Annotated in this window: 10 protein-coding genes; 4 read left to right on the top strand and 6 right to left on the bottom strand. The window is 67.6% G+C overall.

What is annotated here, in order from left to right; translation table 11 throughout:
• The first annotated feature begins 3 nt into the window (after positions 1-3).
• On the top strand, positions 4-1812 hold the full coding sequence (locus AC06FA_RS03000; protein WP_478067049.1) for a DUF885 domain-containing protein: 1809 nt from the start codon (positions 4-6) through the stop codon (positions 1810-1812).
• Between the two features lie 91 nt (positions 1813-1903).
• Here AC06FA_RS03000 and agp read toward each other — a convergent pair whose 3' ends face one another.
• Positions 1904-3121: a bifunctional glucose-1-phosphatase/inositol phosphatase gene (agp, locus tag AC06FA_RS03005; protein ID WP_478067050.1), complete on the bottom strand. Its 1218-nt coding sequence runs from the start codon at positions 3119-3121 to the stop codon at positions 1904-1906.
• Between the two features lie 124 nt (positions 3122-3245).
• On the opposite strand from agp, the gene AC06FA_RS03010 reads away from it, so the two are divergent.
• Positions 3246-4028, top strand: coding sequence for a hypothetical protein (locus AC06FA_RS03010; RefSeq protein WP_478067051.1), 783 nt, complete (start codon positions 3246-3248; stop codon positions 4026-4028).
• Positions 4029-4082: 54 nt separating this feature from the next.
• Here the strand turns inward: AC06FA_RS03010 and smrA are convergent, their stop codons facing one another.
• Both smrA and AC06FA_RS03020 read right to left on the bottom strand, forming a co-directional pair.
• Positions 4083-5915 carry a multidrug efflux ABC transporter SmrA gene (gene smrA, locus AC06FA_RS03015; protein ID WP_478067052.1) on the bottom strand — a complete coding sequence of 611 codons (1833 nt, stop codon included), beginning with the start codon at positions 5913-5915 and terminating at the stop codon, positions 4083-4085.
• Between the two features lie 111 nt (positions 5916-6026).
• Positions 6027-7589, bottom strand: a complete 1563-nt coding sequence (locus AC06FA_RS03020) for a serine hydrolase (RefSeq protein ID WP_478067053.1) — start codon at positions 7587-7589, stop codon at positions 6027-6029.
• 110 nt (positions 7590-7699) lie between these two features.
• On the opposite strand from AC06FA_RS03020, the gene AC06FA_RS03025 reads away from it, so the two are divergent.
• Positions 7700-8143 (top strand): VOC family protein, encoded by a 444-nt coding sequence (locus AC06FA_RS03025; RefSeq protein WP_478067054.1) that lies wholly within the window; start codon positions 7700-7702, stop codon positions 8141-8143.
• A 78-nt stretch (positions 8144-8221) separates the two neighbouring features.
• Entirely contained in the window at positions 8222-9169 is a 948-nt protein-coding gene (locus tag AC06FA_RS03030) for a DMT family transporter (protein WP_478067114.1), read from the top strand.
• Between the two features lie 173 nt (positions 9170-9342).
• Here the strand turns inward: AC06FA_RS03030 and AC06FA_RS03035 are convergent, their stop codons facing one another.
• From AC06FA_RS03035 to AC06FA_RS03045, 3 genes are all read right to left on the bottom strand, one after another.
• A complete protein-coding gene (locus tag AC06FA_RS03035; RefSeq protein ID WP_478067055.1) occupies positions 9343-10413 on the bottom strand; it encodes a sensor domain-containing diguanylate cyclase in 1071 nt (356 codons plus the stop codon).
• Positions 10414-10482: 69 nt separating this feature from the next.
• On the bottom strand, positions 10483-11205 hold the full coding sequence (locus AC06FA_RS03040; protein ID WP_312706132.1) for a pseudouridine synthase: 723 nt from the start codon (positions 11203-11205) through the stop codon (positions 10483-10485).
• A gap of 34 nt (positions 11206-11239) precedes the next feature.
• Positions 11240-12868 (bottom strand): sensor domain-containing diguanylate cyclase, encoded by a 1629-nt coding sequence (locus AC06FA_RS03045; RefSeq protein WP_478067115.1) that lies wholly within the window; start codon positions 12866-12868, stop codon positions 11240-11242.
• Positions 12869-12980 lie beyond the last annotated feature (112 nt).

Consider the following 12980-nt stretch of genomic DNA (forward strand, 5'->3'; position numbering starts at 1 on the left):
CTGATGCGCCCGCATCTTCTTGCCCTTGCCCTGGTCGCCGCCCTGGCCGGCTGCCAGCCGGCCGACGCCCCGACGTCCGCTTCCACCCCCGCCGCTGGCCAGCAGGCCGCTGACCAGGCCGCCGATGCGGCCTTCGCCGATCTGTCCAAGCGCGCCCTGGATACCTGGATGCAGCTGTCGCCGGTCAGCGCGACCCAGATCGGCGACCACCGCTATGACAGCGAGATCGACGACCTGAGCGCCGCCGGCCAGCAGAAGACCGTGGCCGCCTACAAGGCCCTGCTGGGCGAGCTGGACAAGATCGAGGTGGCCAAGCTGGGCCGCGAGAACCAGGTGGACGCGGCGATCCTGCGCAACCAGCTGCAGTCGGAAATCTGGAACGCCGAGGTGCTGCAGTCCGGCAAGTGGGACCCGCAGATGTACAACGGCCTGGCCGGCAGTGCGATCTATGGCCTGATGGCCCGCGAGTTCGCCCCGCTGCCGGAACGCCTGAAGTCGGCCACCGCGCGCATGGAAAAGCTGCCGGCGATCTTCGCCCAGGCGCGCGAGAACCTGGACCCGGCACGCGTGCCGAAGATCCATGCCGAGACGGTGGCCAAGCAGAACAAGGGCATCCTCAGCATCGTCGATACCTTCATCACCCCGCACATCGGCGAGCTGCCGCAGGCCGACCAGCAGCGCCTGCAGGCGGCCATCGACGGCCTGAAGAAGGCCGTGGACGAGCAGCAGACCTGGCTGGACAAGACCCTGGTGCCGAATGCAAAGGGTGATTTCCGCATCGGTGCGGAAAAGTACGACCAGAAGCTGAAGTTCGCGCTGAACTCGTCGCTGTCGCGGCAGGAGATCGGTGAGCGTGCGCGTGCCGAGCTCAAGCGCGTGCGCGAAGACATGTACGGCATCGCGCAGACCGTGCTGAAGGACAAGCCGGGCGCACCGGACATGCCGGCCCAGCCGACCGATGAGCAGCAGCAGAAGGCGATCGAAGCGGCGCTGGAGCTGGCCTACGCCGACAAGCCGGCGCGCGACAAGGTGGTGGACGATGCCAAGGCCGCGCTGGAGCAGTCCACCGCGTTCGTGCGCGAACACGATCTGATGACCCTGCCCGATGCGCCGGTCGACATCATCCTGATGCCCGAATTCCAGCGTGGCGTGGCCGTGGCCTACTGCGATTCGCCGGGCCCGCTGGACAAGAATCTGAAGACCTTCTACGCGGTCTCGCCCATTCCCGACGACTGGAATGACAAGCAGGTCGATTCGTTCCTGCGCGAATACAACTCGCGCATGATCCACCTGCTGAGCATCCATGAAGGTACCCCGGGCCACTATCTGGAAGGCTGGCATTCGGCCAAGTTCCCCTCCACCCTGCGCGCCGTGCTGCGTTCGGGCCTGTTCGCCGAAGGCTGGGCGGTCTACACCGAGCGCATGATGCAGGAGCAGGGTTACCTCAACAACGACCCGCTGTTCCACCTGGTGCAGCTGAAGTTCTACCTGCGCACCATTTCCAACGCGATCCTGGACCAGGGCGTGCACGTGGACAACTGGGATCGCGAGAAGGCGATGCACCTGATGACCCACGATGCGTTCCAGCAGGAGAGCGAAGCGAGTGGCAAGTGGGTGCGCGCGCAGCTGACCTCGGCTCAGCTGCCGACCTACTTCGTCGGTGCGCAGGAGCACTTCGACACCCGCAAGGCCATGCAGGACAAGCTGGGCGACAAGTTCAACCTGAAGGCCTACCACGACCAGATGCTGTCCTACGGCGCGCCGCCGGTGCGCTTCGCCCGCCAGCTGATGCTGGACCAGCCGATCGAGTGATCGGTCAGGCATGAGATGAAACCAGAACGGCCCGGGAAACCCCGGGCCGTTTTTCATGCAATCGCCCCGCGTTTTGATCCACGCAGGGCGTTCAATTCAATGCACGATGCAGCAATCGCTCGAACTGCACGTCACTGCATCCGTCCTGCGCGCATCCCGGCAGGGTCAACTCGACCCGCCCCGGCGGCTGTGCGTCGGTCAGCGGCAGCGCATCACGCAATTGATCGCGTGTCGGATAGACATACGCCAGCCGGTAACGCGCCGCCCCGCTTTCGCCCCGCCACCGCTCGAACTGCAGCAGGCCGCCGATAGGCGTTCGCTCAAGCTGGCCAGGCAGCGTGTAATCAGAGGCACCCAACGCCGCCAGCACCGAGCCGATGTTGGAATCGTGGCCGACCAGCAGACTGACGTTCGGCGCCTGCGGATCGGCAAACGCGGCGCTGATGTGCGCCAGCAGCGGCGCCGCCACATCGCGCGCCACCTCCGGCGTGCCAAACAGGATGTCCTGGTAACCGTTGCGCACGCGCGCCAGGGCCTGCCACTGCGCATCATCGTGCAGGCGGCCCCAACCTGCCGTGGTTCCCGGGGCCGCCTGGTAATCCTCCATCAACAGCGCATCGACCATGCCGTTGGCCAGCGCCAGCAAGCCTGAGGCCCCCGGCTCTCTGCCCGCTTCCACGCGGAACGTGCTGTCGCCCGCAGCCAGCGCGCACGGGCTGCGTCCGGCGCAGGCCGGCGAGGCCGCGTGTTCCACCACGCCCTCCACCACCTGCAGGTCCGGCGCCAAGCGCGCCTGCGATTCGGCCCTGTGCATGGCACGCAGGGCCCGGCGCTGGAAGCGAGCGTCATCGCGATGGATCACCGGGTCGAACAACGGATCCATCGTGCCCAGCGGGCGGCGCTGTTCCACCGTCACGTGGCAACCAGGGAACGCGCCGGCAATGAAGAACTGCGCCGTAGCCTGGGTGCGCTGCAGGCTGTTGGCCAGCGCATGGAAGTCGCCGGCCTGCGGGCAGCCCGTTGCCGGAAGCACCTGCTGCCGGCGCAGCCACTGGCCCACGTAGCGGCCCATGTAGACCTCCAGCACGCCGCCCTTGGTGGTCAGCTCGCCGGCGGCAACATCCCACTTCACCCAGGCATGCGGTGTCGCTTCGGCCAGCGTTCCCGAGGACACCAGTGGCGCGCGCAGGTTGTGGCGGCTGAGCAGCACCACCTGCTCCAGCTGTGCCCCACCCGCTTCGGCGGCAGGGCACAGCGTCGGCGCAGACAGGAGGGCCAGCAGCAGGGCGCAGCGCGTGGGCAGAAGCATGCAGGACCTTATCTGGGGAAAACGTGTGGCAGTACAGGATAGAGCCTGCGCGCCAACACAGGGGCGGCGGCCGGCTGCGCTACTGTACCGGTGTCGGCCACCGGCCAATCGAAGGATCGGGATCATGCACAGGAACGGACGCAACGCCTTCATCGCGCTCTGCGCAGCCCTCGCCGCCACGTTCACCGCACCTGCGACCTTCGCTGCCGATGCCTACGACTTCGAGCAATGGGCCGCACCAGGCAATTGCGCAAGCCTCCATTCGACACCGCCAGAGCAGCGCGGGTTGATCGACCAGGCCGACCCGAAGGATGTCTCCGACCGGCTTGTGCACTTGCTTCTGTCATTGCGTGGTACGCCAACCGATCTGCAGCCGCTGCGGCTGCCGGAGCTCTGCCGCCGCTTGCCGCTCAACCTGTTCGAATTGCCGATGCCGCCGCCGCGGGCCGAGCCCTGGAACCCGAACCCGCCGCGGGAACGCGCCGTGCAGGTGTCGGAGATGAACGGCACGGCTGAGCAGCCGTTCAGCCAGGACTTGGAGGTGACCTACTACCCCGCCGCGGTGTACATGCGTTATTCGGTGACCAAGCGCCGGCCCCCGGGCGAGGAGCGCCCTTACGGCAGCAAACCGCTGTACGAGGACGTCGGCGCACAGTGCCCACTGCGTGCCGCCGAGCTGCGGCAGCGCCTGCTGCAGGCCGGCTATGCGCAGAAGATGTACGGGCAGACGCCCCCGACCGACGAGTTCGCATTCACTGACAACGGGCCGTCCTACCAGTTCACCCAGGGCGACCGCAGCATCCGCGTGCACATGCAGGGCGACTACGCCGAACAGCGCCGTGATCCGGCCTCGAAGTGTGTCGCGCTGATCGAGGTCAGCATCGAACCGGGGCAGCAGGAACGCTAGCGCTGAATGGGGTCGGAGCCCTTTCCTGCGGAAAGGGATCCGACCCCCGAAGCATTACTGATCGGCGGCCATGAAACCGCCGGTCTGCCGCGCCCACAGCCGCGCGTACAGGCCACCGGCATCAACCAGTTCGGCATGGGTGCCGGTTTCGACGATGCGGCCCTGGTCCATCACCACCAGCCGGTCCATGCGCGCGATGGTGGACAGGCGGTGCGCGATGGCGATGACCGTCTTGCCACCCATCAGTTCGTCCAAGCTGTCCTGGATGGCCGCTTCCACTTCCGAATCCAGTGCCGAGGTCGCTTCGTCCAGCACCAGGATGGGCGCGTCCTTCAGCAGCACGCGGGCGATGGCGATGCGCTGGCGCTGGCCACCGGACAGCTTCACCCCGCGCTCGCCCACATGCGCGTCGTAGCCGCGGCGACCCTGCCCGTCCACCAGCGTGTCGATGAACGCCTCGGCACGGGCCTTGGCCACGGCGGCGCGCAGCTGTTGTTCGCTGGCGTCGGGGCGACCGTACAACAGGTTGTCGCGGATCGAGCGGTGCAGCAGCGAGGTGTCCTGGGTGACCACGCCGATCTGCTGGCGCAGGCTTTCCTGGGTGACGTGGGCGATGTCCTGGCCGTCGATCAGGATGCGCCCGCTTTCCAAGTCGTACAGCCGCAGCAGAATGTTGACCAGGGTCGACTTGCCGGCGCCGGACGGACCGACCAGGCCGATCTTTTCGCCCGGCTTCACCACCAGGTCCAGGCCGGCAATGACGCCGCCCTTCTTGCCATAGTGGAAATGGATGTCGTGGAAATGCACGCCGCCACGGGTCACCTGCAGCGGCACGGCATCGTCGCGGTCCTGCACGGTCAGCGGCTGGGCGATGGTGGTGATGCCATCCTGCACGGTGCCGATGTCTTCGAAGATGCCGTTGATGGTCCACATGATCCAACCGGACATGTTGTGGATGCGGATCACCAGGCCGGTGGCCAGGGTGATCGCGCCCACGGTGATATGCCCGCCGTTCCACAGCCACAGTGCCAGGCCGCAGGTACCGGCGATCAGGAAGCCGTTGACGATGGCGATGGTCAGGTCCATGCCAGTGGTGATGCGCGTCTGCGCACGATGCTTGACCGCCAGTTCCTGGATCGATTCGGCCACATAGGCCTGCTCGCGGCCGCCGTGGGCGAACAGCTTCAGGGTGGGAATGTTGGTATAGCCATCGACGATGCGGCCCATCGCCTTGGAGCGCGCCTCGGAGGCGATCCACGCCCGCTCCTTCGCGCGCGGCACGAAGTAGAACAGGATCACCGCATAGGCCAGCAGCCACAGGATCAGCGGCACCATCAGCCGCCAGTCGGCCTGCGCGAACAGGTACAGCGCGGTGCCAGTGTAGACCACGATGTACCAGAGCGAATCGACCATCTGCACCGCCGATTCGCGCAGCGACGTGCCGGTCTGCATGACCCGGTTGGCCACGCTGCCGGCGAAATCGTTCTGGAAGAAGCTCAGGCTCTGCCGCACCACGTAGTTGTGCATCAGCCAGCGCGAGCGGTTGCTCAGGCCGGGCACGATGGCCTGGTTCACCAGCAGGTTGTGCAGGCCCACCAGGATCGGCCGGGCGATGACCGTGATGAACAGCATCCAGCCCAGCTCGTTGGCGTGGCGCCGGAAGAAATCGGCACCGGGCTGCTCGGCGACCATGTCGACGATGCGGCCCAGGTAATCGAACATCGCCACTTCCACCAGCGCCAGCAGCAGGCCGGCGATGAGGGTAGCCAGCAGCACCGGCCACACCGGGCGCAGGTAATGCAGGTAGAACGGCAGCACCTTCTGTGGCGGCATGCGGCCGTCCACGGGCGGGAACACCGGGATCAGGGATTCAAACCAACGGAACATCGCACTCCCTCGCCATCAATCAGCGCGGGGATTATCCCATGTTGGAGGTGTGTGCCGCGTTCCCGCCGCGGCCCGGCGGGCACGTTTCGATATGCCGACCAAGGTCGGCATCTACCGATTCGTGGGGGTGAACTGCAGGTCCTGGAAGTCGAAGCTGAAATCGGTCAGGTCCGAGATGGACTGCATGCGCACCTCGCGCACCTTGCCGTCCGGGTCCAGGCTGAAGTTCACGAACGCATCGGCGTTGAGCGAACGGTCGTCCCAGCGCACGATGAAGGTGTCGTGCTGCCAGTGCTCCAGGCGGCCGGTCAACTGCGCCGTCTTCGCAAACGACAGGCGCAGGCCCTTGCCCTCGGTCACGATGGCCATGTCGCCATACCAGCGATCGCGGTACTGCCCGGCATAGCCACGCAGCGGCAGCGACGGCGTGCTGCCCTTGGCCCGTTCGGCCTGGTGCCTGGCCCAGGCTTCGTCGGCCTTGTCCTGGCCCTTGGCCACGCCCTTGGCATAGGCGTCGACCCAGTCATGTTTCTCGCCACCCAGGTAGGCGTCGAGCACGCTCAGGGTGATCGCGTTGAAGGCGGCGCCCGATTCCTGGTTGGTCAGCACCACCACGCCCAGCTTCTGCCCCGGCACCAGGGTCAGCCGCGAAACCATGCCCGGCCAGCCGCCGGTGTGCCACACCAGCTTCTGCCCGCGGTAGTCGCTCAGGTTCCAGCCCTCGCCATAGCCGGCGAAATTGGCCCGTGCCGGCTCCAGTTCGGGCACGCTCGGCACGGCGATGGCCTGCGGCGTGATCATCTGCCACATCTCTTCCTGGGTCTTGGCACTGAACAGCGGCGTGCCGTCGGCCAGTGCGCCCTCTGCCAGCTGCACCTGCATCCAGCGCGCCATGTCGTGGGCACTGGAATAGATGCCACCGGCGCCGGCATTGTTCGACCAGGTGAGCGGCGCCACGGTGCGCAGATCCTTGAAATCGTACTTGGCGTGGCCGATGGCCGCGTTGTCGCCCGGCTGCAGGTGGTCGGCGTTGTAGCGGGTGCCGGCCATGCCCACCTTGTCGAAGATGCGGGTCTGCAGGAACTGCTGGTAACTCATGCCCGACACGCGCTCGATCACCTGCTGGGCGACCGCGTACAGGATGTTGTCGTAGGCATAGCGCTCGCGGAAGCCGCCCTTCAGCGGCACCTGGCCCAGCCGCTGCACCACCTCGGCGTTGCTGTAGGACGTGGTCGGCCAGAACAGCAGGTCGCCGGCGCCCAGGCTCAGCCCGCTGCGGTGCGAGAGCAGGTCGCGGATGGTCATCTGCCCGGTCACGAACGGGTCGGACATGCGGAACGACGGCAGGTGGTCGATTACCTTGTCGTCCATCTTCAGCTTGCCGTCCTCGGCCAGCAGGTTCAGCGAGGTGGCGGTGAAGGCCTTGGTGTTGGAGGCGATGGCAAACAGCGTGTCGGCCTGCACCGGCGCCGGCTTGCCCAGTTCACGCACGCCCCAGCCGCGTTCCAGCACGACCTGCCCATCCTTCACCACGGCCACGGCCACGCCCGGCACATCGAACTGCGCGCGCACGCGCTCGATCGTTGCGTCCAGGTCCTGCAGTTGCGGCGGGGTGGCCGCGTTGGCCAAGGTGGTGCACGCCAGCAGCACGGCGCCTCCGATCCAGGTTTTCATCCAGCACCATCTCCGAACAGGGGTCGCGGCCATGTGCAGGCCGTCACCGGGGTTTCGCACGATGGTAACGGGCGGCGATCCACCCTGCCCTGTGCCATAGGAGGGGTGTCATGGTTGACGAACATGTGGGGGGCAGCGGCTCCACCATCATTCCCTGCCTGCGTTACCGCGACGCGCTGGGGGCAATCGACTGGCTGCAGCGCGCCTTCGGTTTCCACGCGCAGGCGGTGTACGCCGAGGGCAACACGGTTTTCCATGCGCAGCTGGTGTTCGGCCAGGGCATGATCATGCTGGGCTCGGCCAGCAACGGCGGCGAGTGGTCGAAGCTGGCGGTGCTGCCCGACGAGGTCGGTGGCCGGCAGACCCAGAGTGCCTGCGTGATCGTGGCCGATGTGGATGCCCACTACGCCCGGGCCAAGACCGCCGGTGCGCGCATCGTCATCGATATTGCCGACCAGGACTATGGCGGTCGCGGCTACGCCTGCGCCGACCCGGAAGGCTACCTGTGGTGGTTCGGCAGCTACGATCCGTGGCGCGCCGGGCAGGAGCCGTAGCCGCAGCGCAGCGGATCAGCGGGAACTGCGTTGCCGCCGCCATCGCCGGCGGCCCTGCGCATGCCGCACAATACGGCGATGACCACCGCCGACACCCGTAAAGCCCTCTGGCAGATCCACTTCTGCGTCCTGCTCTGGGGCGTCACCGCCATCCTGGGCAAGCTGATCACCCTGCCGGCGCTGCCGCTGGTGTGGTGGCGCATGTTGCTGGTGGTGGCCATGCTGGCGCTGCTGCCGCGGGTCTGGCGCGGCCTGCGCACCCTGCCGCTGCGACTGGTGGCCGGTTATGCCGGCATCGGCGCGCTGGTGGCGCTGCACTGGTTGACGTTCTACGGTGCGGTGAAGCTGGCCAACGCCTCGGTGGCGGCGACCTGCATTGCGCTGGCGCCCGTGTTCACCTCGATCATCGAGCCGTGGGTCGCCAAGCGGCCGTTCCAGCTGCGCGAACTGGCCTTCGGCCTGGCGGTGCTGCCGGGCGTGGCGCTGGTGGTGGGTGGCGTGCCCGACGGCATGCGCCTGGGGGTACTGGTGGGCGCGCTGTCGGCGCTGCTGGTGGCCGTGTTCGGCTCGCTCAACAAGCGCATGGTCAGCCATGCCGACCCGCTGACGGTGACCGCGCTGGAACTGGGCGCCGGCACCCTCACCCTGACCCTGCTGGCCCCGGTGATGCCGTATCTGCTGCCGGCCCTGGCCAGCCCGCTGTGGGTCGTGCCGGACCTGCACGACGGCATCCTGCTGCTGGTCCTGGCCGGCGCCTGCACCCTGCTGCCGTTCGCACTGGCGCTGGTGGCGCTGCGCCACCTGAGCGCCTATACCGTGCAGCTGGTCACCAACCTGGAACCGGTCTACGCGGTGGTGCTGGCCGTGGTGCTGCTGAACGAGCAGCACGAAGTGACCCCGTGGTTCTACCTGGGCGTGGCGATCATCGTCGGCGCCGTGTTCCTGCACCCGCTGCTGAACCGCCGCAAGCCGGTGCAGCACCCGGAGATCCTGGGCACCGCCGAGGCGCGCAACATCGCCGATTGAAGCGCCGACGGTAGAGTCGAGCTTGCTCGACTGCTTTTCGCCGGATGCAACGCGTAGAGTCGAGCTTGCTCGACTGCTTTTCGCCTGGCGCCAACGGCAGTCGAGCAAGCTCGACTCTACAGAATCAGTCGAGCAAGCTCGACTCTACAGAATCAGTCGAGCATGGCTCGACTCTACGGGGCCAGCTCGACGCGGTTGCGGCCGCCGGCCTTGGCCCGGTACAGGGCGGCGTCGGCGCGGGCCAGGGTCTGGTCGGTGCTTTCACCGGGCTGGTACTGGGCCACGCCGATGCTGATGGTGACCGGGAACCCCAGCGGCAGGTCCGCCACGGCCATGCGCAGGAACTCGCACTGCAGTTCGGCCGTGCGCAGGTCGATGTCGGGCATCAGCGCCACGAACTCCTCGCCGCCATAGCGCGCCGCCATGCCCCGCCCGCCAAAGTGCGAGCGCAGCAGCACCCCCAGTTCGGCCAGCACCCGATCGCCGGTGGCATGGCCCTGGAAATCGTTGATCTGCTTGAAGTGGTCGATATCCACCAGCGCCACGCAGGTCTGCCGCAGCTGCCCGTCGGGAGTGGCGACCGCCTCGGCCAGTGCGACGGCCAGCGCGCGCCGGTTCGGCAGGCCGGTCAGCGCGTCGGTGCGGCTCTGCTCGGTCAGGTCGGCGTTCTGCGCCAGCAGCACCTCGTGGTACTCGGCCAGCAGACGCTCGTAATCATCGCGCTCCAGCATGTGGCTCTGTATATCCAGCGCGAAGCGGCGCAGTTCCATCACCAGCATGACCTGCCGCGACAGCGCAGCCAGCGCTTCGGCCTTGTCCGGTGCCAGCTGCTGCGGGCGCGCATCGAACACGCACAGCGTGCCCAGCGGCAGTCCGTCGCTGCTGACCAGCGGCGCACCTGCATAGAAACGCACGTGCGGGTCGCCGGTCACCACCGGGTTGTCATGGAAGCGGATGTCCTGCTGCGCGTCCTCCACCACCATGATTTCCTGCGGATGCAGGATCGCGTGCCCGCACATCGATTCGCTGCGCAGGTTTTCCGCCGCATCGATGCCCTGGATGGACTTGAACCATTGCCGCTCGACATCGATCAGGGTGACCGCCGCCATGCTGGTACCGCACACCGCCTTGGCGATCACCACCAGGTCGTCGAACGACTTTTCACGGTCCGAATCGAGAATGCGGTAGCGGTACAGCGCCTCCAGGCGCTGGGCTTCGTTGGCGGGCTTGTCGGGCTTGATCATGCAGCGTCACGTTCCGGCAGGTCGTCGCCGAGTCTAGCGGAAGCAGCGCCGGGCCGTGCCCGGCAGCGCTTACCAGTCCTGCTGCTGCGGCAGCAGCCCGTGCAGTTCCTGCTCGGTCAGGTTGCGCCACTGGCCCGGCTTCAGCGCGCCGATCTTGATGTTGTCGATGCGCACGCGGCGCAGCTGGGTCACGCGGAAACCGAACTCCGCGGCCATCAACCGGATCTGCCGGTTCAGGCCCTGCTGCAGGGTGATGCGGAAACCGAACTTGGCAATGCGCGAGGTGCGGCACGGCAGGGTCATCTGGTTATGGATGCGCACGCCGCGGGCCATGCCACGCAGGAATTCGTCGGTGACCGGCTTGTTCACCGCCACCAGATACTCCTTCTGGTGGCCGTTCTCGGCACGCAGGATCTGGTTGACGATATCGCCATTGCTGGTCATCAGGATCAGACCTTCCGATTCCTTGTCCAGGCGGCCGATCGGGAAGATGCGCTGCTCGTGGCCGACGAAGTCCACGATGTTGCCCTTCACCGACGTTTCGGTGGTGCAGGTCACGCCCACCGGCTTGTTCAGCACGATGTAGACATGGCGGCGTGCGCCCGGCTTGCGCGCGGTACGCACGCGCAGCGGCTGGCCGTCGACCAGCACGGTGTCGTCCGCGCCAACCACCGCGCCGGTGCCGGCCGGGTGGCCGTTCACGGTCACGCGCCGTTCGGCAATCAGACGGTCAGCCTCGCGGCGGGAGCAGAAGCCGGTTTCGGCAATGTATTTGTTGAGTCGGGTGGTCATCTGCCCATTATCCGGCATTGCCTCCCTTCCCGCCTCATGCAACGGCAACGGAATCTGCGGTTTCGCCGTCGAAGACCCGGTTGCGGCCACCGCGCTTGGCCACGTACATGGCATGGTCGGCACGCCGCAGCAGGGCCGCCAGGTCGTCCTGGCCCGGGCGCCACTGCGCCAGCCCGATGCTGGCGGTGACCTGCAGGCCGGGCACCTGCAGGCTCTGGCAGGCTTCGGTGATGCGCTGGCGCAGCACGTCCAGGCGCCGCCGCGCATCCTCGCGCGACACCCCCGGCAGCACCACCAGGAACTCCTCGCCGCCCATCCGTGCGACCTCGTCCTGGCCACGCACGCTGGCGCGCAGCGCGCGGGCCACCGCCACCAGCACCTGGTCGCCCACCTCATGCCCGTGGCGGTCGTTGATGTCCTTGAACAGGTCGACGTCGAGGAAGCCGATGACCAGCCCATCGTCGTCGCGGCCACCCCGCTGCAGGTGCTCACCCAGCTGCTGCAGGCCGGCCCGGCGGTTGGGCAGGCCGGTCAGTGAATCGGTCTCGGCCAGGTGGCGCATCTCGTCGCGCTGCTGGCGCAGGCGGCCCAGGCGCAGGTTCAGTGCATAGGCGGCCATCATCAGCAGCCAGGTGACCGCCAGCTGCAGCGCTTCCACGCGGTATTCCAGCAACCAGCCGGCACTGACGGCGTCGGCGGCAATCAGCACCAGCATGGGGGTCAGCGCGGCCAGCCCGGCCTGCGACCAGACATCGCCGCGCAGCCGGGCCCACAGCCCCACGGCCAACGACAGCGCGCAGCCCACGATGAAGCTGACCTGCAGGCCCACCGTCACCACTTTCAACCCCTCGCGGCCCAGCCACGGCACCAGCGCGGCCACGGCCAGCAGGCCCCACAGCACGATCTGCTGTGGCAGGCGCGAGCGCGGCAACTGCCGGTCACCGCCGTTCAGCCGCCACAGCGCCGGCAGTGCCATGGCCTGGGTGGCCGCGGTCAGCGCGATCAACCACCAGGCGGCGCGCTCGCCCACCGGCAGCCAGGGCTCGGGGTAGCCGGACAACCCGCCCAGCACCGCCTGCCAGAGCACCAGGATCAGCGTGGCGCCGATGTAGAACAGGAAGCTGCGATCGCGGGTGGTCAAATAGCCCATCAGCGCCGACAGTGCCAGCGCGATGGCCACCGCAATGCACGCAGCGCGCACCAGCAGGCGCGCGGTGTCGTTCTGCTGCACCGGGCTGGGCGCGCCCAGCCGCAGGGTCGGCACCCAGCGTGCTTTCAGCGGGGTCTGCCAGGACACCAGGAAGGGTTCGTGGCTGCCGGCCCGCGGCACGGCCACCATGCCGATGCCGGCGCGGAAGCGCGAATCGCGGGTGCGCGCGTCGTCCATGTTGCCGCAGATCTCGCGCTCGCCATGCTGCAGGCGGACTTCGCCGGCAAACACGTTGAACACATCCAGCGCCTGCGGTTCGCCCGACCACCCGCCGGGCGGCGCATCGACGCGCACCTGCTGGCGCGGCCCGGCCAGCATCTGCGGCGTACACGCGCGGTGCGGGGTGGGCACATCGGTGGCGGCGCCCACCAGCAGATAGTCGCGCCCGGCTTCGGCCGCGCGCGCATGCCCCAGCCAGGGCAATGCCAGCCAGGCCAGCAGCACCACCAGCACTGCCCCTACTTCAAACCGCACGTGCCTGCCGACCACGCTGTGTCCCGCTGTTGCTTACGTCCGCGCCCAGTGCACGTCGCCCCTGCGGTCATTATCGCAGTCTGCGGCGGCA

This window comes from Stenotrophomonas sp. Steno-C17 (genome assembly GCF_056393165.1).